This window comes from Tautonia marina (assembly GCF_009177065.1).
GTDB classification, from domain to species: Bacteria; Planctomycetota; Planctomycetia; order Isosphaerales; family Isosphaeraceae; genus Tautonia; species Tautonia marina.
This window is the reverse complement of sequence record NZ_WEZF01000010.1, coordinates 171523-193682: the sequence shown is the minus strand read 5'-3', so window position 1 is coordinate 193682 and position 22160 is coordinate 171523. Positions and strand designations below refer to the sequence as shown.

General features: G+C 62.5%; 13 protein-coding genes. 5 read left to right on the top strand and 8 right to left on the bottom strand.

Annotated features, from left to right (window positions below; genetic code table 11):
* Positions 1–142 precede the first annotated feature (142 nt).
* The 6 genes from GA615_RS14025 to GA615_RS14000 all read right to left on the bottom strand — a co-directional run bounded on the left by GA615_RS14025 (position 143) and on the right by GA615_RS14000 (position 7449).
* The gene (locus GA615_RS14025) at positions 143–2377 is read right to left on the bottom strand and encodes a S9 family peptidase (protein WP_235905421.1); all 2235 of its coding nucleotides are present in this window, start codon (positions 2375–2377) and stop codon (positions 143–145) included.
* A gap of 55 nt (positions 2378–2432) precedes the next feature.
* Positions 2433–3434 carry an aldose 1-epimerase gene (locus tag GA615_RS14020; protein ID WP_152051925.1) on the bottom strand — a complete coding sequence of 334 codons (1002 nt, stop codon included), beginning with the start codon at positions 3432–3434 and terminating at the stop codon, positions 2433–2435.
* 94 nt (positions 3435–3528) lie between these two features.
* Positions 3529–4026, bottom strand: coding sequence for a hypothetical protein (locus tag GA615_RS14015; protein WP_152051924.1), 498 nt, complete (start codon positions 4024–4026; stop codon positions 3529–3531).
* Positions 4027–4100: 74 nt separating this feature from the next.
* A complete protein-coding gene (locus GA615_RS14010) occupies positions 4101–5273 on the bottom strand; it encodes a glycosyltransferase family 4 protein (protein WP_152051923.1) in 1173 nt (390 codons plus the stop codon).
* Positions 5274–5422: 149 nt separating this feature from the next.
* Positions 5423–6610 (bottom strand): NAD-dependent epimerase/dehydratase family protein, encoded by a 1188-nt coding sequence (locus GA615_RS14005; RefSeq protein ID WP_152051922.1) that lies wholly within the window; start codon positions 6608–6610, stop codon positions 5423–5425.
* Positions 6611–7032: 422 nt separating this feature from the next.
* On the bottom strand, positions 7033–7449 hold the full coding sequence (locus GA615_RS14000; protein ID WP_152051921.1) for a response regulator transcription factor: 417 nt from the start codon (positions 7447–7449) through the stop codon (positions 7033–7035).
* A 233-nt stretch (positions 7450–7682) separates the two neighbouring features.
* Between GA615_RS14000 and GA615_RS13995 the strand changes: the two genes are divergently transcribed.
* From GA615_RS13995 to GA615_RS13975, 5 genes are all read left to right on the top strand, one after another.
* Positions 7683–11123 carry a PVC-type heme-binding CxxCH protein gene (locus tag GA615_RS13995; RefSeq protein WP_161602334.1) on the top strand — a complete coding sequence of 1147 codons (3441 nt, stop codon included), beginning with the start codon at positions 7683–7685 and terminating at the stop codon, positions 11121–11123.
* 109 nt (positions 11124–11232) lie between these two features.
* Entirely contained in the window at positions 11233–11910 is a 678-nt protein-coding gene (locus tag GA615_RS13990) for a carbonic anhydrase (RefSeq protein ID WP_152051919.1), read from the top strand.
* Between the two features lie 170 nt (positions 11911–12080).
* Positions 12081–14930 (top strand): hypothetical protein, encoded by a 2850-nt coding sequence (locus tag GA615_RS13985; protein ID WP_152051918.1) that lies wholly within the window; start codon positions 12081–12083, stop codon positions 14928–14930.
* Between the two features lie 244 nt (positions 14931–15174).
* On the top strand, positions 15175–16896 hold the full coding sequence (gene dacB / locus GA615_RS13980; RefSeq protein ID WP_152051917.1) for a D-alanyl-D-alanine carboxypeptidase/D-alanyl-D-alanine endopeptidase: 1722 nt from the start codon (positions 15175–15177) through the stop codon (positions 16894–16896).
* Between the two features lie 202 nt (positions 16897–17098).
* Positions 17099–18475, top strand: coding sequence for a cobyrinic acid a,c-diamide synthase (locus tag GA615_RS13975; RefSeq protein WP_152051916.1), 1377 nt, complete (start codon positions 17099–17101; stop codon positions 18473–18475).
* 5 nt (positions 18476–18480) lie between these two features.
* Here GA615_RS13975 and GA615_RS13970 read toward each other — a convergent pair whose 3' ends face one another.
* A complete protein-coding gene (locus tag GA615_RS13970) occupies positions 18481–20544 on the bottom strand; it encodes a hypothetical protein (protein WP_152051915.1) in 2064 nt (687 codons plus the stop codon).
* 183 nt (positions 20545–20727) lie between these two features.
* A complete protein-coding gene (locus tag GA615_RS13965) occupies positions 20728–22158 on the bottom strand; it encodes a DUF1501 domain-containing protein (protein WP_152051914.1) in 1431 nt (476 codons plus the stop codon).
* Positions 22159–22160: the final 2 nt, after the last annotated feature.

Genomic DNA, 22160 nt, shown 5'->3' with positions numbered 1-22160 from the left:
TCCTCGTCCTGGATGGGGGCCGGGGCTTACAGTAGGAGGGTCGTTTGAGACCGGACAGGGGAGTATCCGGCGATTGGTTTCACACTTCTCTCACAACCTGGCCGACGATGCAATCCCCCGGCATCACAAATGATCCGACGAGTTATTGGCTCCCGAGGTGTGCTTCGAACCACCTGGCCGTTCGATCAAGGATGGCCCGGCGATTTTCCTCCTTGCGGGTCGAATGCCGTTCGTCGGGAATCGGCAGGATTTCGAAGGGCTTGCCGGCTCGGATCAACTGCGAGACGAGTCGGGCCGAGTGGCGGAAGTGAACGTTCTCATCGAGCAGGCCGTGGACGAGCAGCAACGCCCCCTCCAACCGGTCGGCCTTGTCGAGGACGGACGATTCGGTGTAACCGTCTCGGTTGTTCTCAGGGGTTCCCATGTAACGCTCGGTGTAGCCGGTGTCGTAGCCGTCCCAGTCGGTAACGGGAGCGATTGCCACCCCGGCCTTGAAGGTCTCGGGGGCGAGCAAGAGGCATCGGATCGTCATGTAGCCGCCGTAACTGCCGCCCGAGATGCCGACCCGTTGCGCATCCGCTTCGGGATAAGCCGCGGCGGCGAAGCGGACCCCATCGACCTGATCCCGGACCTCGACGGTCCCCATCCTCCGATTCAAGGCGGCCTCGAACGCCAAGCCTCGGCGCGACGCTCCCCGGTTATCGCATTTCCAGACGGCGAACCCACGAGCCGCCAGAAATTGAGCGGTCAGATCGGCCGTCAGGCCCCAGGAATCCGTAACGCGCTGGACGTGAGGTCCTCCGTACACGAGGACCACAAGCGGTGTTTTGGCCTTCGCAGTCATGCCCATCGGAGCGTAATAGGCTCCATAAAGCGTGATGCCGTCGCGGTTCTTGAACTGGGTGAGTTGGGGTGTCACCAGCGTCAGTTCGGTCAATCGCGGGTCGCTCGCGGCATCGGCAAGCGTGGTGAGGACCCGGCCGGAGCGATCGTGAAGGGTTGTCACCGGAGGTTGATCGGCGCGTGAGACGGTCAGGACGAGCTTGGTTCCGTCGGGAGAGACAACGGCATCGCTGCAGAATCCTCTCCCCTCGGTGAACCGCTCGATTGGACCTCCATCGAGCGACACTCGGTAGAGGTCTCGCGTCAAGGGAGACTCCCGGCCGGCCAGGAACCAGACCTCCCTGCGCTTGCCGTCGAGGTGGACGACGGAATCAACCGGCCAGTCGCCCGAGGTCAGTGTTCGGATCGGTTTGCCGTAGCGATCAAGCACCATCAAGTGCTTGAATCCCGATCGTTCACTGGCCCAGAGAATCTCTCGGGTGCCTGGCACCGTGGTCAGATCATCGTGCAGGTTGATCCAGCTCTCGGCGGTTTCTTCGATCAGGGTCGAACGCTGGCCTGATTCCAGATCGATCCGAACGAGCCGGAGCAATCGTTGATCCCTTGGCAAGAGCTGGACAAGGAGATGCTGAGCGTCTTCCCAATCGACGCGGGCCAGATAAGCGTCCTCGTTTTCCTCGGAGAGTTCGAGCCACTGCGTTTCTCCTCCCGACGAGGAGACGACGCCCAGGCGTACTTTCGCATTCGCCGCCCCCGCAAACGGGTAACGATGCGATTCGGAGACGATTTCCGATTCGCCTTGATGGACAATCGTGTATTCGGGAATGGCTCGTTCGTCGGTTTCCTGATAGGCAATGCGTTTGCCGTCGGGAGACCACCAGTAGCCGGTCGATCGCCCGAGTTCTTCCTGGGCGATGAACTCGGCCAGGCCGAACGAGCGACCGTCGGTCGCTCCTTGCGTCAGTTGGGTTTCGGTTCCGGTGGAGAGGTCGAGCACGAACAGTTCGCCCTCCCGAACGAACGCGACCCGCTCGGCGTCTGGCGAGAATTTCGGATCGATCTCGGGGACCTCCGTCTCGGTCAACCGGCGCAGCGGTTCGGTTCCTTCCAGGAGATAGAGATCGCCTTTCAGAGGGAGAATGCTTCGGTCGGTCTGAGGAGCACGGACAATCTGGCTGATCCCGGTGTCTCGAAGCCGCAGACGCTCCCGGCGGAGTGCCTCTTCCTGAGAGACGTTTTCGTCGGTGTTCCCTTCATCGGGCGGGCGGGCAATGACCTGCGGAGTTGCGTTCTCGTCTGCCGAAGCCCGCCAGAGGACTCGAGCGGTTCCGTCTCCTTCGGGCAGGAGATACGAAACGAACCCACTGTTGGCGGAAAAGGCGAGGGCTGAGGGAACCGTGGTACCGGGCGCCGGATGTTTCGACGCCGCCGCCAGGTCGACCGGTCGCCTGGACCTGGCCGGGGGGTCCGCCATTGCGAGCGAGGCGGTGAGAACCAGGGCGGCGAACGCGATCGGAGCGAGCAACGGCGTCATTGGGGGGTCTCGGAAGGATCGTCTCGCGGAGTGGGCGCGGTTGGTCAGGTTTGGGTCAGCAATCGGCCGTTTCCATCGTGATGCGCATGCTTTCCTGCTGGCCAGGTTTCAGGATACGGAGGCCGGCGTCGATCCCTCGTTGGTGCAGGTTGATCGCGTCGGTGGTCTGCGTGTACGGCTCGATGGCGATGATGTCGTCGCCGAAGGGCGGGGTGAAGACGACGATCTCTCGGAAGGGATTGGCATCGAATCCGATGCGAAACTCGGCGCCGAGGGCCTCGTCGATCAGTCGGCAGACGACAAACCCTTCGGCATTGTGTTCCAGGCCGGTCAGGACGGCGTCGACCTGGAGCCCCTGCATTGACTTGCCCTGTCGGAAGTCGAGTGCTTCGGGAACAGGACGGACCTCGCCGGTCGGGATCGTTTCATCGAGGACCCAGGTCTGCGAGGCCGGAATCACGACCTTCGTACGGGACAGATCGCCGCCGTTGCCGAAGGGCAGTCGGAAGTACGGATGAAAGCCCAGGCCGTAGGGAAGATCGCCTTCAGACTCGTTTGCAACCGTGGCATCGAGGACCAGGGTTCTCCCATGCAGGGCGTATCGGAGGTCGAGGTAGCCATCACTCGGCCATCGAGGAGCATTACCGGGAAAGGTCTTCGACAGACGATACCGCCCGCTGAGATAAGCCCCGTCCGGCCCCTCGCCGTGGTCGGTTACTTCCCAGTCGGCATCGAGAGCGAACCCGTGGATGGCGTGGGGCGGTTTGGTGAGCGGGAGCCGGTACGAGGTCCCTTCCCAGTCAAAACGCCCCTGATTGATCCGGTTCGGGAACGGAAACAGCACGGGGAAGCCGTGCTTGGCCGGATGTGTCGGGTTCCGTTCCCAGCCTGGCTCGGTGACGACCAGGGATCGCAACGCACCGGCCGCCGGGAGCTTCAGGTCGAACAGGTTGAACCCATACGACGGCAAGATCGATGCGGAGGCTTCGGATTCCGTGTCGTTCAAGATCCAAACGGTACGGTCGCCGCGTTGTTCAGTGCGGACGTGGCAGGCCATCGGGCGGTCCTCCGGTGCGGTCGCGAAACTCGGTTCCGAGGCGCACTTGATTCCAACCGCCCAGGCTCGCGTTGGCAAGACGATCGTGGTCAGCTCATTCGAACGAGATCGACGTCTGTGCCTGACGAAACCGCTGGCGCCAGGAATTCAGTTGCTCGACGAGTTCCCTTGCGTCAAGGCCGTACGTGTCGGCCAGACTGACCTCACGTCGACGGGTTCGGCGGACCCAGAGGGGAAGACGAGGGTCGTCGCAGTCGGCCAGGCGATAGCCAACCCAGACATAGCTGCGGGGCAGGGGAATCAGCTCGAACCGATCGACCTCGGACCATCGGACCAGCCGTTGTCGCAGGGGGGACCGTTCGATGAATCCATCCGGACTCAGCTCGATATGGCATCGCTTGCGATCGAGCGATTGCAAACAGTTCACCGATCCGAGAAGGAAGAACCCCGCTCCGAGCATTGCCGCCACCGAGGTTCCCACGATCACCACCTTGATCAAACACGCCAGGCTGAGCAGGGCACAGCCAATTGCGAGCGTGATGAACTTCCCTCGATCGGGGAAGTAGCGAACCACTTCGAAGCCTCGATCCATGAGGGGGACCCTCTCACGTCAAGGAAGACGCTCTTGAAAATCCTGGCGAACCTGCAACGGTGGCTAAGTGCCGATCAGGAACCGGAATGGGCCGGAGGAACGGGCGTGGCGTGTTGCGAACCGGCTGTGATCGGCTCACCCGTGAGGACGGTTTGATAGAACGATCGCAGGGAATCGGTGGCGGCGGCCCAGCTCCAGCGCTCGGCTTCCAACCTGGCATTCTGGTGCAGCGATTCCCGAAATGAGGAGGAATCAAACAGGCGACGGGTGGCTCGGGTCAAGCCATCGGGATCGGCCGGATCGAACAGACAGCCGTTGAGGCCATCGGTCACGATGTCGGGAATCCCCCCGGCCCTTGCGGCGACCACCGGGCAACCGGCGGCCATGGCTTCCAGCAAGACCAGGCCGAGCGTCTCGGTCCGAGACGGGAAGAGCAGGGCATCGGCCGAGGCGAAGGCCGAAGCCAGACGCTCCCCCCGGAGATAGCCGAGAAACCGCGTCCGGGTTCCCTGGAAATGGCGTTTCAGCTTCTCTCGGGCCGGGCCGTCACCCACCAGGGCCAGGGTCGCCTCGGGCATGGCCTTCAAGACGGGCCGGATCTGTTCGATCTCTTTCTCGGCGGCGAGCCGTCCCACATAGAGCAAGAGCGGGCCGTCTGATTGACCTCCAGAAAGTTCCGCCCGCATGGCGTCCGACTTCAACTCCGGCCGAAACAGGTCGGTATCAACCGCCCTGGGCCAGAGCGCCAGATTGTGAAACCCCCGGACGTTCAGTTCGTCGATCATGGCGGTCGATGTGCACAGATTCAGGCGTGCCTTGTTGTGCATCGACCGGATCACTTTCCAGCAAAGCCCCTCCAGTGCCCCGAGCTTGTAGTGCTTCAAATATTTCGGCACATGAGTGTGATACGACGCGACCAGGGGGCGGTCCCGCTTGAGGGCATGCGCAACCCCGCAGGCACCGAGCACGGCCGGATTGACCACATGCACGATGTCCGGTTCGAACTTCACGAGCCTGGAGCCAATTTTCTTGCCCGTGATCGCCAGCTTCAGCTCAGGATAGAGGGCAAACGGGACCGCCGGGACACCGATGACCCGCGCTCCTTCGAACCGCTTCGGGGCACCCGCCGGGGCAATGACGAGCACCTCGTCTCCCGCCCGTTTCAGATGGGTGATGGTCTGCGTCAGTCGCGTGACGATTCCGTCAATCTTGGGCAGAAACGTCTCGGTGAACAGCGCGATTCGCATGGGCGTAGACAGATGGGGGCGGTGGAGAGTCGGTCTGTCGATTGAGAGCTGCCGACTTGCTTCGCCGGAACAGCATGCGCACCTGGCGGTCAAAAGCGGGGTTCGGGTGCCGGATCAAGTACGTGTCCGACACCCGAGATCGTTTTGAATTAGCTGACCTTGACCCCCGAAGTGACCTCGGCTGCTCCTGTTTTCCAGGAAACCTTCGGAAGAATCTCTTTCATGTCCACCCGATCGCGATACTTGATGGCGATGTTCAGGAGGGAGTCGAGCAAGGAGTCGGAAAGGTAATGCGGCTGAAGTCCGAGGTCGAGCAGCTTGGTGTTCTTCGCGTTGTAGTAGTGTTCCTCGCGCTCGACGCGGGGGTTCTCGACGTGCTCGATGGCAACGTCAAGGCCGAGCTTGGCCCCGGCTTCCTTGACCTTCTCGGCCAGTTCGCCCACCGAGAATTGCTCGGTAAACTGGTTGTAGACGCGGAACTCGCCGGCGTCGGCCGGGTTGTTGCAGGCGATCTCGATGCAGCGGACAGTATCCCTGATGTCGAGGAAGCCTCGGGTCTGGCCCCCCTTGCCGTAGACCGTCAGGGGGTGGCCGATGGCGGCCTGAATGCAGAAACGGTTCAGGGCGGTGCCAAAGACGCCATCATAGTCGAGACGGTTGATGAGCAGCTCATCCATCTCGGTTTCTTCGGTGATCACGCCGTAGACGACCCCCTGGTTCAGGTCGGTCGCTCGAAGGCCCCAGATGCGGCAGGTGAAGTGGATGTTGTGGGTGTCGTGCACCTTGCTCAGATGATAGAACGAACCGGGCTGCTTGGGATAGGGCAGCGTATCCTTGCGGCCGTTGTGCTCAATGGTGATGTAGCCTTCCTCGATGTCGATGTTCGGCGTGCCGTATTCGCCCATCGTGCCGAGTTTGACCAGATGGCAATCGGGCACGATGTCGCGCATCGCGAAGAGGATGTTCAGGTTTCCGACAACGTTGTTGACCTGCGTTTCGACGGCCCGCTCGCGGCTGATCATCGAGAAGGGGGCCGAGCGCTGCTCGCCGAAGTGAACGATCGACTCGGGCTGGAAGCGGCGGATGGCATCGGAAAGGAAGGGATAGTCGCAGCAGTCGCCGACGAACAATTCGATCGGCTTGCCGGTCAGTTGTTCCCAGCGTTCGAGACGGCGCTGCAGGGGGGCAATGGGTGTGAGGGTTTCGATCCGGAGCTGGTTATCCCAGTGCCGGCGGATCAGGTTGTCGAGGATGGCCACCTCATGGCCTCGGTTGGCCAGGTGCAGCGCAGTGGCCCAGCCGCAATAACCGTCTCCACCGGTGACGAGAACGCGCATGGCGATCGCTCATTCGTTGATCGACGGCCCCGAGGTGCGGCATCGGACGGTCTTGGCCCGAAGCGGCCGAACGGGGCGAGTCGGAGTGTGATTGATGAGAGAGTCCAGAAGATCAAATCAAGAGTCGCGCTGCGAGGTGCCGTCGGGAATCCGTCCGGAAGTGCTGTCACATTCGACGGAGCCGAGAGGGGGGGCAGCACCTGAGAAGAAACGTGGTATCGCACGTGCGCCATTCAAGAATGCAGTGGACGCATCATCTTGCCGGAGCAATATGCTAGAGTTTGACTGCGACTCTTGACAAGGGTTGATCATCACGATCGCGAGGGGTCATCGGATCGGTGGTCGTCTTCCGCCCGAGGCCCCGAAAAACTTCGGCGAGTGGAGCGATTGAACGCTCGCGCGAGGCCAGATCCTGAGGCTCATTAGCCTTTGGATTTCGTTTTGGCCGTTCCAGTGCTGTCTGAACCCTGCAGGATGGCATCGACCGAGCGGAGCAGTTTCTCCATGGCGAATGGCTTCCGGATGTAATCCTTGACGCCGAGAAATTCGGCGTACGCTCGGTGCCGGCTCCCCTCATTCCCCGTGATCATGATCGTTGGGATAAGACCTTCGGGTCGGGTGCGGAGCTTTTCCAGGACGAGGAAACCGCTTTTCCGAGGCATCATCATGTCGAGGATGATCAGGTCCGGTTCCTCCCGTTCGGCGACCGTTAGTCCGGCATTGCCGTCTCGGGCGACGAGGACCCGGTAGCCTTTGCCCTCGAGGACTGTCCGCATCGAGTCGATGATCTCGGGGTCGTCGTCCACCAGGAGAATGGTCTTGTGGGCGGTCGCGGGCATCGTCGATCGGACTCCGTCGAGAGAAGAAACGCTCCACCGCCGGGAAGCAGAGGCGCGGTTAACGATCGTTCCATGATAGACGTTCCGGTCGATGCCGGGCAAGGTTGCGGGGGGGTGGGAGTTCGTCAGAAGGGCCGTTAAGATCAGATCATTCCGCCGATCCCGGTCGGAGTGTGCCATGCTCAGGGGGCCGGGAACTCCTCTCTTTTCGCGTGATCGAGGCAATGCGTTCCATGCATCGAGTGACGACGTCTCGGGCCTTCGCCTGCGTGCTGACGATCGGACTGGTCTCCTTGGCCGGCGGGAGCGGACAGGTCGGCGGCCTGGCCATTGCGAGCGACACCGACGCGGTCGGGCCGGACACGACTCTGACCACCGACGAGCCAACCCGAGCCATTGCCGGGTTCCGGCTGCCGGACGGGGCCTCGATTCGACCCTGGGCGGCCGAGCCCTTGCTGGCCAACCCGGTGGCCTTCGCGATTGATGACCAGGGCCGGGTGTACGTTGCCGAGACCTTCCGCCTTCATGAAGGCGTGACCGACAACCGCAGTCATATGTACTGGCTCGACGACGATCTGTCCCTGACGACCGTCGAAGGCCGTGTGGCGATGTACCGCAAGCACTTCGACGCGGCGACGTTTCAAAGCTACGGCGTTGCCACCGATCGGCTTCGTTTGGTCGTCGATTCCGACGGCGACGGCTCGGCCGACTCCTCGACCGTGTTTGCCGATGGCTTCGATGACGTGGCCGCGGGCATCGGCGCCGGGGTCATCGCCCGAGATGGCAACGTCTGGTACACCTGCATCCCCGACCTCTGGAAGCTCCGCGACACGACCGGCGATGGCGTGGCCGATGTTCGCGAGTCGCTCCACACGGGCTATGGCGTCCACGTCGCCTTCCTTGGCCACGACCTTCACGGCCTGATTTTTGGGCCGGATGGCAAGCTCTACTTCTCAGTCGGTGATCGCGGCCTGAACGTCGAGACGAAGGAGGGCACCCGCTTGGAGGTGCCCCATACGGGGTCCGTCTTGCGATGCGACCCGGACGGCTCGAACCTGGAGATCGTCGCCACCGGCCTGCGCAACCCCCAGGAGCTGGCCTTCGACCGCTATGGCAACCTGTTCACGGTTGACAATAACAGCGACGGTGGCGACCAGGCCCGCCTGGTCGACATTGTGGAGGGAGGGGACAGCGGCTGGCACATCGGCTGGCAATACCTTACCGAGCCGGTCGCCCGTGGGCCCTGGAACGCGGAGAACCTCTGGAAGCCCCAGTCGGAGGGGAACGACGCGGCGCACATCCTTCCCCCCCTCGCGAATTTCAGCGATGGTCCTTCGGGCCTTGCCTTCAATCCCGGCGTCGCCGGCCTCCCCGACCGGTACAACGACCATTTCTTCCTGGCCGACTTCCGTGGCACACCCGGCAACAGTGGTCTCCGATCGTTCGCGGTCGAAGCCAACGGCGCAAGCTTCGCTCCCGTCGATCAGCACCAGTTCCTCTGGTCGATCCTCGCCACCGACGTCGATTTCCCCCCCTCGGGAGGGATGTACGTCAGCGACTGGATCGAAGGCTGGGGCCAGCCCGGCAAGGGACGCATCTACCACCTGACCTTTGAGAACCCAGACCAGGCCGCGATTGCCGAGGTCGCTTCGTTGCTGGCCGAGGGATTCGACGGCCGATCCACGGACGAGCTGATCGGACTGCTCGGTCATGCCGACCAGCGGGTCCGGCAGCGGGCGCAGTTCGCCCTGGCCGATCGAGGTGAGGAGGCGATCAATCCGCTTGAGACTGCTCTTCTCGATACGTCCCGTGACGAGATGACCCGCCTTCATTCCTTGTGGGCCCTCGGTCAGATCGAGGAGGTGAATCTCACCGAGAGCAACGGGCGTTCGATCTGGATGGTCCTCGACGAGATCGCAAGGGATCCCTCCCCCCATGTCCGAGCCCAGGCTGCCCGATTAATTTCCCCTGAGCGATTCTGGAGTGCTGATATTGCGCTCGGCACCCAGTTTAATGCGATTGACGCGAACCGGGCGTTGATCAACGCGCTCAAGGACGAAGCCCCTCGGGTCCGAATGCAGGCGGCGATTTCACTGGGCAAGCTCGGTGCATCCACAAAGGCTGTCGAGCCGATCGTGGAGATGATTCGCGAGAACGGCGATGCCGACCCCTACCTCCGCCACGCCGGTGTGATGGGCCTGCTCGGCACGGCCGATGATGAGGCGTTGGGCAAGCTCGCAGGAGACGACTCGGCTTCGGTTCGGCTGGCGACCCTGCTCGTCTACCGGAGGCAGCAGAATCCGGATGTCGCGCGGTTCCTGGACGATCCGGAGCCTCGGCTCGTCCTCGAAGCGGCCCGGGCGATTAACGACGCCCCCATCGACGGCGCGGCGGCGAAGTTGGCGGCCCTTGAGGTGACCCCCGAGATGCCCTTGCCGCTGCTGCGGCGGGTCTTGAACGCGAACCTGAAGGTTGGCGGGCCGGAGGGTGCCGGCACGCTCGCTCGCATTGCGGTGGACGGAGCCATGCCGGAACCGATCCGCGCCGAAGCTCTGGACATCCTGGCCAACTGGGACGATCCGAGCGGTCGAGACCGGGTGGTCGGCCTCTGGCGGCCCTTGCCGAGTCGACCAGCGGCCGAGGCGGCCGAGGCGCTCCGGCCGGTCGTGGCGAAGTTGCTCCGGGCAGGGACCGATCCCATTCGCATGGCCACGGCTCGCGGGGTCGCCTCCCTCGGAATTTCGGAAGCGGGGCCGACTCTCTTTGATCTCTTTGCGAGTGATCAAATCGGTTCCGAGGCCCGTGTCGAAGTGATCCGGGCGATGGAGGCGATTGGTGACCCGAGACTCGTCGATGTTGCCCGCCGCTCCACAACCGATCCCGAGGCCCTGGTTCGAACCGAGGGGTTGCGCTTGCTTTCGGGGCTCGACCCTGACGAGGCGCTGCCGATTTTGGAGGCGGTTCTGGAGCAAGGAACGATGCCGGAGCGTCAGGGAGCCTTTGAGACGCTGGGAAGGATGGAATCGGAACGAGCCGATCGCGTCCTTGCCTTCTGGCTCGATCGCTTCCTGGCCGGTGAAGTCCCTGGCGAGCTCCAACTGGAGTTGATCGAGGCGGCGGCCCGGCGAGAGGCCGAAGGTGTGCGCGATCGGCTTCGCCAGATCGAGGCGTCACGCCCGCAAGACGACCCGTTAGCCCCCTATCGTGAGACCCTTGTCGGGGGAGATGCTCGCCGGGGCCGTCGGATTTTCTTCGAGCGCACCGAAGCTCAGTGCCAGCGCTGCCACACAATCGACGGGCAGGGGGGAGAGGTCGGTCCGGTCCTCTCGGACATCGGAGCCAAGCACGACCGGACCTACATCCTTGAATCGATCGTCGCGCCGGATGCCCGCATCGCCGAGGGATTCGAAACGCTCGTGGTCGCCACGACCGATGGACAAATCTTGACCGGCATCGTGAAGGAGGACACGGAGGATTCCATGACCCTCATGGATGCGGACGGGAAGACATTGACCATCGCCAAAGCGCAGATCGAGGAGCGTCAACGAGGCATTTCCGCCATGCCGGTTGACCTGCTCAAGACGCTTTCAAAGCGTGACCTTCGCGATCTTGTCGAGTATCTTGCCCGAAGGACCGGGAACGGGGCCGTTGTTCGCCAGGGACACGGCCGCTGACCGTCCCGAGCGGCACGCTTGATGCTTGAATTCTCGACCTGCTCTCCGCGCGGATGGGGAGAGCAGGGATTTCGAGCCGTTCATTGTTTCCTGAAGAGTCTTGAGATTTATGCACCGACTCATTGAAGGGTTGCACCGTTTTCGAGAAAGCGTTTTTCCCGATCGAAAAGCGTTTTTCGAATCGCTCGCGCAGGGGCAGAATCCGGATTTCTTGTTCATCACCTGCTGTGACTCGCGGGTTCAACCCGACGTGGTGCTCCAGTCCAATCCGGGCGATCTATTCATTCTGCGAAACATCGGTAATCTCGTGCCGCCGCATGGGGCGGACAATAGTGTGGAGGCGGCCGTTGAGTACTCGATTCGAATTCTAGGAGTCAAACATATTATTATTTGTGGGCACTCTTATTGCGGGGCAATGGAAGCCTTCTTGAACCCGCAGAATCTCTCGATGTTGCCCTCGGTGGTCAAATGGCTGCAGTATGCCGACTCGACGCGTCAGATCATGGCCGAAAATTACGGACATCTGGAAGGGAAGGAGAGACTGGACAAGGCCATTGAGATCAATGTTCTGGTCCAACTCGAACATTTAACGACCCTTCCCAGCGTGGCTCCTCGCCTGATGCGTGGCGAGCTGGATCTGCATGGATGGGTTTATCGGTTCGAGTCGGGGGACCTGTCGGCCTACGATCCGGACGCCAATTGCTTCGTCGACGTTGAGAAGGCTCACCTGCCGTCGATCCGTCCGGTCCACTCGACTCCTTCCACACGGCAAGAGGGGGGGCGGTGACCAGGCACGGAGAGTTCGGGCCGAGCGAAGGGCGCGACGTTCGACGGCAATTCGTGAGTTTTCTGTTCCACTTGGTTGTTGATGCGGCGATCGCCAACTAGAGTTGAACGGTTTTGTTCAGCGGTTCGTGCAATTCTTTCCAACCGAGCGTCCTCGGGGACAGGTCAATCATGATCAAGCATCGCCAGCGTCGCCGCCTGTTGCTTGAGGCTCTGGAGTCTCGACTTGTCCTCAGTTCCGCGCTCCCGTCTGCCTTCCCGGGAAGTCCTCTGGAGATTCCCCAGGGTGGGGCATGGCAAAACACGCCGTTTGTCGGCTCTCCCGTGGTTGCGGACCTGAACAATGATGGCCGAGACGAGATCCTGACGTCCGCCGCTGGAGGTCGATTGATCGCGTATACGACGGGCAGCGACGGCCGGCTTCATGAGTTTCAGCGATACGAAACCGGCGCCACCACGGATGTGAAGTCGACACCAATCGTCGTGACGCGTCGCAATGGTTCGAAGATGATCGTGGCGGGGCTCAGCCGGGATGAGTTTTCGAATCCCGGTTCTCAGGAAGACGGGAGAGTTTATGCCTGGGATGCCGCGACGGGGCAGTTGCTTCCCGGGTGGCCCCAGCAGGCGGGGGTCGGTGGCGTAACCTCTCCACTGACCTCCGGGGATCTCACCGGGGACGGAGCCGCGGAGATCATCGCAATCTCCTACTTCGGAGATGTGAGCGCCTTCCGACAAGATGGTTCGCTGCTTTGGAGATTCCGAAACGACGATACAATCATCTCCGGCGCCGTGATCGGCGATATCGATCGCGATGGCCGCGCGGAGGTCGTCTTCGGGTCCGACATCAGTGACAACCCGTATTTTTCAGCCGGTGGGTTCGTCAATATCCTCAACGCGAACGGTTCGGCCAAGTTCCGCATTCCGACTCAGGAGGTCATCTGGTCGTCTCCGGTCCTGGCGGATCTCAACGGCGATGGCTTCCTTGAGATCGTTGTCGGAACGGGCCTGCACTTCTCGATGGTCGCGCCGGTCGATGACGTGTTGACTCCGCCTCGCAAGGCCGAGGCCCGCGAGTTTGCCAACCAGGTACTTGCCTACGACCATCGAGGTCAGGTCGTTCCCGGCTGGCCGTACCGGACCTGGAGTGACGGGTCGGCCAATCGTCAGGTGTATGGCTCGCCCGCCGTGGCCGATCTGACGGGGGATGGTCAGCTCGAAGTGGTGGCCGTTGATTTCGCTGGGTTCATGCATGTGATTCAGCCTAACGGCCAACCCCTCCCGGGGTTTGAAGGAGGACGACGGATTGCCCCGCCGGAAGGGTTCCTGGTCGATACCTTCACCTCTCCCATCATCGCCGATGTCAATGGCGATGGTGCCGCAGACATTCTTGTGGCGACCAATCAGTATCTTGTCGCAATCGACCGATCGGGAGAGCGGCTCTGGACGCTTCAGGCCCCTCGGGGTCGCAACGGCATCCCCGGCGGTCATCCCAACGCCGCGGCGATTGGGCAAATTGACGGCTCAGGTGGGCTGGAACTTGCGACCGTCACTCATGTCTACGGCGATCCGAACCCCCCGAGCATGCTGGGCGTGTACCAGCTTCCTGAGAGTTCCCTCACGCCTCCCTGGCCCATGCACCGCAAGACCCCAAGCGGTCAGGCGATGACATACAGCCCGGCGTTTCTGGAACGGTATGTCCGGGCGACATTCCGAGCGCTTCTGGGGCGAGAGGCAAGCGCCTCGGATCTGTCCTTCTTCCCCGGCCTCATTCAGGCCAACATCTGGACACCGAAAACCCTGGCCGAAACCGTCGCATTGACGGCCGAGGCCCGTTCGGTCGTGATTCGGCAGCTATATCAGAGCTACCTTCAGCGATCTCCCAGTCCCGAGGAACTGGCCGAGGGGCAGGAGCGGTTGGCCCAGGATCGAGCGGAAGAACTCGCGCGATCGTTGCTCCTTTCGGACGAGTCGCTTGCCAAGACCGATGGTTCGATTGCCGGAATTCTCGGTCGGTTCTACGAGACCATCCTTCGCAGGTCAATCACCGCTCGGGAGGTGGGAATCCTCGAACCGGTTGTCCAGAAAGGGTATGTCCCGTTGCCGGAAATCGCCCGGATGCTGCTTCGATCCGAGGAGTTCGTTCTGCTCGAGATCGCTGCCCCCACGGTCATCGCCTACCGAACCGAGTTCCCTGACGCTCCGTTCGACGAGGCCGGGGTTGCGGCCGTCTTGATGGATCGTCAGGGAGGTCGTCGAGAGGAACAGATCCGGGCCGGCCTGATTGCCAGCGGCGGCCGTTACGAACGGACCTCGGTCCCCGCCGGCCTGGTTCGCTCGGTCTACGGTGACGTCTTGATGCGAGAGGCAAGTCCTGCCGAGGTTGCCAACTGGATTCGCGGGTTTACCTCTGGGAAAATCACGCCCCAGCAGTTCATCGCCACGATCGTCAACAGCGCCGAAGCCCGAACGTTGTTTGTCCGGGATCAATTTCGGGCCTTGCTCGGTCGAGAACCCGACGCCGCGACCATCGCGTCACTGGTGAACTACTCCAGCCGAGAAGAGCTGAAGCTTCTCCTGATCACCTCGCCGGAGTACTTCGCACGTCATGGTGGGACCAATACCGGCTTCGTCCGGGCGGTCTTCCGTGACCTTTACGGTGTCGATCCGGTTCCTCGGTCCGTCCTGGAAAGCGAGGTCGCGGTCCTGAACCAGGGGCGGCAGACCCGTTCCGGACTCGCGAGAAACCTCCTGTTCAGCGCGATCGGTTTCGAGAAGGTCGTCGTCACGCACCTGATTCGCTACATCCCCGCGGAGGACAAGGGGGTTCTTCGCGTTCCGATCGAGTCGCCCGGAAGTCCGCCGAACAATCCCGATCCGGCGTTGATTCAGGCACTCGTGGGGGCGATGCAGGCGGGAGCGACGGAAACGGACATTGTGCAGTTCCTGCTTGGTTCGCCGACGTATATTGGTAAATCGGCCTACATCCGGGGGTTGTATCGAAGCGAAGGAAACCGCTTCTGATTCGCCCTACATCCCCTTGGGGGACTCTCGCGTTCGAAGGCACTCGGTCGGAGGCGGGTCTGGTCACCAGACCGGAAAATCGGGCCGGGATCGGCCTCCCCGGGATTGCTCATGCGGGTAAGATGAGGGCGACAGGACGCGAGGAAACCGTGCTGCGATCCAATTCTCGCCAAGTGGGCGTCGCGGCCGGTGTGTGTCTAGAACCACGCAGGGACCGGGGAATCCGACCCAGGGAGGAGACGACATGCGACGCAATCGCGGGGCGTGGGGAGCCTGGATCGCGTTGCTCCTGGCGACTCCGGTCATGGCCGGGCCGGATGCAACGGCGGATCGGGTCCGGAAAATCCTGGCAACGCCGGGGTTCGAGATTGGCCATTGGGGAGTCCTGGTCGTCGATCGCGCTTCAGGCGAGGTTGTCTTCGAGCACCAGGCGGATCATCTGTTCATTCCGGCTGAAGTCGGCCAGTTGTTCGCGTCCGCGGCGGTTCTGGAAGGACTGGGGGGGGATTACCGATTCCAGACCCCCATTCACCGCCTTGGCGAAGTCGGTCCAGACGGCACCCTGGACGGCGACTTGATCCTCGTCGCCGTGGGGGATCCGAGCCTGGGGGGACGAACGAGCCCTCGAGACGGATCGCTTCTCTATCGAGACGTGGACCATACCCGGGCCGGCACGACCCAGGGGGCCATGCTCGTCGAGGCCGACCCGCTTGCCGGGCTCGACCACCTGGCCCGAGAGGTCAAGGCGGCCGGAATCGTGGCAGTGACCGGTGAGGTCATCATCGATGATCGGCTGTTTCCGGAAACCCCGGTTGAAGGTGGGGCGCCGTCGAAGGTCTCAAGTATCGCGGTGAACGACAACCTGATTGATGTGGTCATCACTCCTGCATCCGAACCGGGGATGCCGGCAGAAATTAACACGGTGCCACCCTCACGCTATTATGCCACCGAGGCCCGCGTTGACACCGTCGTCGAAGGGGAGGCCCCTCGAATTGAGCTTCGTCGCGAAGGGACGAGGCGTTTTTCGATCCGGGGACAGGTCCCAGTCGGTCATCCGCCGATCGTCCAGGTGTACGAGGTTGAGCATCCGGCTGATTTTGCTCGAGCGGCCTTGATCGAGCAACTTCGAGGCCGAGGTGTGCGCGTTGAGGCCTCTCCCCTGGGAGACAACCCTTCGGATCGCCTGCCGACCCGAGTCGAGGTCGATTCGCTGCCGAGGGTGGCTCTCTATATGTCTCCGCCGCTTCGAGAGTATGTCCGGGTCACGCTCAAGGTAGGCCACCATGCACATGCCGCGCTCCTTCCCCTGTTGCTCTCATCGGCCGATGAACCTCGTTCGCTGACGAATGGCTTGCGTCGTCAGGGAACCATCTTCCAGCAGCTGGGTTTGCCGGGAGAAGGCATCAGCCTGTCTTCGGGAATAGGAACTCATCGAACGGATCGGGTTTCTCCCCGAGCGGTGGTGGCGCTGCTCAGGGCCATGCAGGGGCGTCCTGCTGCTCAGGCATTTGAAACGGCTTTGCCGGTCATTGGCCGTGAGGGTACGGCGCTCGACATTGTGGCGGCCGAGAGCCCCGCTCGGGGGCATGGGCGTGCTCATGCTGGAACGGCCTGGACGGTCGATGAAACCACCGGCAAGCCGTTTCTGCTCAGCAAGGGGCTGGCGGGTTATCTGGAAACCGCCTCGGGCCGCGACCTGGCCTTCGCGGTTTTCGTAAATCATGTGCCGACCTCGGGAGAGACTGCGGAGCGAGGGGTGACGAACCTCTCTGCCTCGCGCGTCCTGGGAGCCCTTTGCGAAGCGTTTTATGACGATCAATCCCCCCAACCTCGATCAGCGGCAGTACCCCAGTTTCCCCTGCAACCGCCAGGGGCAATCCCCCCTTCGCGGGAACACGCCTCGAACGCTCCTGACCCTCAGGCAGATACGATCGAAGGGATCGGACGAATCGGGCGGTCGCGGTAAGGGCAGCGATTCGCGGCGATCTTGACCGGGTCGTGGATCATTCTATGATTGGAAATGGCCGGGTGGCTTGTTGAGAAGGATCCGGTTGATTTCTTGGTTTGACCGAGGCGTTTGATCCCCCCCTAGGCTTCCGAGCGGGAGTGCCTGCTACAATGGCAACCCAATCTCGACGATGCCTTCGGTGTTCATGATGAGTCCATTGATGACTCGATTGGCGCTGGCAATCCCCGGTTCCGGTCCCGATCCCGCCGCAGTCGGGATCGCGTTGCTGGCCGCGATGGCCGAACAGGGATTACGGGTTCAGCATTTTCGCTCGTGGGCGTGTCCCATCGGCACCCGGGCGATCGGGGCCTTAACAGGGCTCCCTGGCCGACATCTTGATGCCTGGCTGATGCCTCCCGAGGTCTGTCGCTCGGTCTTTGCTCGCGGGAGCCGCTCGGCAGATCTTGCCATCATCGAGGGGACGATTGAGACGATCCCCAAACCGCTGACCACGTCGAGCTACGAAGAGTCTTGCACCTCAACCTGTGGTCGCCCCGGGGCCTTGATGCCCCTGGCCGAAGCCCTTGACGCTCCCATTGTTGCCGCGATCTCGTGTGACTGGCTCAAGCGGTTCCACCTGCCGTACCTCCCTCCCCGAGTCGAGGCGGTGCTTCTTGACGGTGTGTGTGACCGTCGTGAGTATTTCGACATGCGTCGCATGGTCGAGCTGGTCCTCGGTCGTCCGGTCCTGGGTGTCTTACCGGCCCTTCCCGAGGTGAGGAACGCCCTTCGAGATGCTCCCCGAGATTGTCCCCTCGACCCTGGCCTCGTCGCATCCCTGGTCTCTGAGTTTCGTCAGTTCTCAGACCTCGACGCCCTCAGAGAACTGGCCTGCTCGCGACCCCTGCCACCACCCTTCGACGCCGACGCCCTGGTGCCCACCGGGCCAAGGTTCAAGGTGGCGTATGCCCACGATGACGCCTTCGGCGATTACTTTCCCGATACGCTGGAAACGCTCGAAGCCCTCGGGGCGGAACTCGTCGAGTTTTCTCCGCTTTCCGACGGAGATTTGCCGCCTGGGGTTGATCTCGTCATGATCGGCTGCGGCTTCCCAGACCGTTTTGCCGAGGAGCTTTCGGCCAACGCCTGCTTGATCGCCGCGCTTCGGGCCTGGGTTTGTCGCGGCCGACCGCTGTTCGCGGAAGGTGGCGGTTGCGCGTATCTTGGCCGCCTGATGCGGCTTGGAGATCGAACCGTGCCCGGAGTGGGGGTCTTCCCCTTCGACGCGGCGCTCTTGCCGAATCCAGAGCCTCCCGCCCCGGTTTCGCGGACCTTGATCCGCTCGGGCCTGCTCGGTGAGGCTGGTACAATCCTGCGTGGATATCATTCCAATCGCTGGGAATTGTTGCCGGCTCCTGAACCGGATGACTGCTCCGCTCGCTCCGGATACCTGACCGCCGAGCACGATGTCTGTTTCCGCCGTAATGCGATCGGCAGTCTCATTCATCTTCACCTGGCGGCCATGCCCCAGCTCGTGTCTGGGTTCGCGGGCCTCGGGCGGCGGGGACAGGCGGCTCCCCTCTTTGGGGGACCCTGACCGGATCAATCGGTCTTCCTGTCCAGGTGTGCCTGCTCCTGGTCGATCACCTTGACCAGGTTGTTCCGTTTGAGCGTTTGTTTCGCCGACTGAAGGAGTCGTCTCCACTTCGCAACCCGATCGGCCTGCTCCGTTGAAGGCCGAACCCGGAGCGAGAGGGAGCGAAGCAGTTCGACCGAAGGTTCCGAGCGGACGATCTCGGTCCAGATTGACGTGGCTTCCGCCCAGTCGTCGTCGTCCAGGGCTCGTTGCAGCAAGCGCACCCGAGCCGATTCGAGCCAGCGCTTCGCGGAAGGACCAAGGGAAGCCCTCGGCCATCGGCCGAACTCGTTTCGCAGGTCCTCAAACCGATTCTGCTGAGCCAGGGAATCGGCGATCAGCATGTCTCGAACGTCTCGCAGTGGGCCGTTGAACCGAGATCGATCGAAGGATAAGAGGGCGGTGATGGCATCGTCGGGGGTCGGCTCACCGTGTCGGGCCGCGTCGAGTGCGAGTTGAACCACCCAGCTCAGCACGGCGAGCGGATCGTCAGGCGCTGAGGGAGCGCTGGGGCGTCCGTAGACGGGCCACTCGGCCAACGGAGCCCATTGGTCGAGACGAGGGGCAGGCGGGTTCGGGTCGAATCGGAACAGGGGATCGCCCAGGTACGCCAATCGCCAGCAATTGCCGAAGGGTGGTAATTCCTCGGGCAACATCCGCACGGCCGCACCGAGCGGAAGCCCGCGGACCATGAGATCGACCAGCAGCTCCGGCGTCCGAAATGATTGCAGGTAGGGCTCGTGCGCGGAACCGAAGTAGAGGAATGCCCCGTTGGCCAGCCATCGTCCGGCGATGGTGTTGGAATCCGTCGGATTGGCAGCCGAGAAGCTGTGGACCTTGTAGACGATCGCGGGTTCGGTCAGGGGAACGTCCCAGGTCCATCCCGTCTGGGATCGACCGAGCTTGTACTCGCGGGAACCACCAGAGGAATTGATCAGCACCAGGCTGGATCGATTCACCGGATCAAACACCGTGTGCCATCCCCTCAGACCGGTCTGATTCTGGTTCCGTTGCGTCACCGGCATCAACGCTTTCAAGCGATCGGCGGCCGGGCCGTGCTGGTAATCGCCGAAGGGGCTTCCGGTGGTGTTGTAGCTATTGATCAGCGTTGCTCGATCGGGTTGGAGGAACAGGCTGCACATGGCGGCGTAGACCGAGCGGACCTCATCGCCGAGCAAACGGCCCGCAAACGCCCATCGAATCCGAACTTGGTCGGGCTGAGCGACATCAAGATGGCGTCCGATCAGGTCGTCGAACGCAGCCGGCCCGCCCTTGGCCGTGACCCCTTTGCCTTCGTATCGGTAGGGAATCTTTAGCGCCAGTGTGAGAAAGTCGCAATCGTCTCCAAGCCGTTGATATGAGGGAACGACCCGGCCTACGGTCGCTTGAAGCTCTCGAGCGAGTGCCTGCGCATCGGTGTTCGAGAGCATCGTGTCGAATTGGCCCTCCGCGTCCCAGCGAATCAAGGGTTGGAACCGGCCAGCAGCCAGAGCGGCCGCGCCCGGGAGTGATCGGGACGCAGGATTGGAGAGAACCACCCCTGGCGGTGGTCGTCGAATTCCGGTCGGTGGCTGGTCGCCGTCGGGAGCATCTCGATCGTTCCCGGACGTCCAGGCTCGGCCGACGGCCTTGGTGGCGGCGGACCACAAGTCCTCTCCTTCGACAGGCCTGGCCGAATCCGGAACGCGAACGATTTGAGCGGGACGAAAGGCGCGAAGGAACTTGGACGTGTACTCCACGTCCTCGATCAGGATCGGGAACCAGTGGTCGCTGTCCCAGGTGCCAAGCACCTTGAAAAAGGTGGCCGTGTTAGGGACGAGGCAGACAACGTCGACCACCTCGCGTCGTGGGCCGGTCCTCAATTCCCAGACCGCCGCGGCCTGTCGAAGTCGCACGAGCCTTGGATCATCGAGTGACGTGGCCGGCCTGGGGGTCTCGTCCTGAATTCCTGGAGCCGGCGCAACCAGCATTCCCAGCAGCAGGACGGCGAGCGGTCCCCTTCGCCATCGACTTGAGCGATCAACGGCCATGCATTTCCCTCCGAGGCGGGCACTCCTCCGATCCGCCTCCGCCTCCACATGGGACGTCAGCACTCGGTCGAGTCTACGCCATTGTTCCGGCGGTGTCCTGGCGTGGTGTTTGGGGAAACCAACCCCGCGTGGCAACTCACCGACGCGGGGCTGCGTGATCCCCGAAATTCGCGAAGGGGAATCTCAGGCAATCAGATCAAGCACCGGTTTTCCGAGACCGTCCTGGGTCACGTAGAACGGGCGTTCCTCCGTGATGATTCCGTACCGGGGAGAGATTCCGAGCAGGTGGCAGATGGTGGCATGGAGATCGGTCACGGTGACCGGTGGAGTGATCGAGGTATACGGTTTCTCTTCGGAGGTCTCCCCGTGGACATGGCCTTGCTTGACCCCACCACCAAAGAGCAGGACCGAGCCGGCGCCGGTGAAGTGCCGGTGGTGTCCGAAGTGGGCCAGTTCGTTGATCACGTTGGGCTGTTCAACCTGATTCGGCACGAGCTTGTCGGCTTTCCCCTCGACCAGAACGGATCGGCTGAACTCGCTGGCAAGCACGATGAGGGTTCGGTCCAGCAATCCGCGTTCTTCCAGGTCGAGCACAAGTTGGGCGATGGGAGCATCGATCTGTTGTTTCATCTCGGCGGCCCGCGTGTGGCCGTTGTCGTGCGTGTCCCAGTTGAGGAACGGAATGTATTCGCTTGTGACCTCGACGTAACGGGCCCCGACCTCGATCAATCGGCGGGCCAGCAGGCAACCGAGCCCGAAGCGACCGGTGTTGTAGGTGTCGTACGACGACGGCGGCTCGGTGGAGAGGTCGAACGCGAGCGAAGCCTCGGACGTGAGCAGACGGTCGGCGTTTTCGAGCGATCGCAGCAGCGACTCCTTCTGCACGTCGGCGCCGAAGGAGCGGCTGGGGCTGGCCGCCAGCAATTTTTGATACGCGGCGTATCGGTTTCGGAAGCGTTCTTCCGTCATCCCGGCCGGTGGGCGGACGCTGGCGACGGCATCGGTCGGATTGGGAACCCGAAACGGACCGAATTCGGTGCCAAGAACCCCTCCGGTCTGGAAGGCCTTGAGTTCCTCGGCCTCGCCATTGCCCTCGTAACGCTGGCCGATGTCGATATACGCCGGGACAGCCGGGTTGTTCGGGCCGAGCGCGTGGGCAATCCAGGCCCCGAGGTGAGGGGCCGCGACACTCACCGGAGGTTCGTAGCCGGTGTGCCAGTGGTACTGGTGCCTGGAATGCAGGATCGCGCCGAGGTCGGCCGCAATGTGAGTCTTGATCAGGGTGCCGCGATCCATGACCCGGCCGATGCGCTCCAACCCCGCACTGAAGGAAAGGCCGTCGACGACCGTCGGCACGCTGGGAAAGGTGCTTTCGACGTCGTCGGCCTTCATGCCGGGACGGAAGGGGGTGTAGCGTTTGGGATCGAAGGTTTCGGCATGGGCCATGCCGCCACCCATCCAGAGGACGATCACCGCGTCGGCCTTCGCCTGTTGTCGGGCCGTCTCCAGCTCGTCCTGACCGAGCACGGTTCTGGGACGTTGGGCGGCCAGGGAGGCGAGGGTTGCAGCACTGGCGGTCTTCAGGAAGTCGCGTCGGGAACGGTCGGAAACCATGA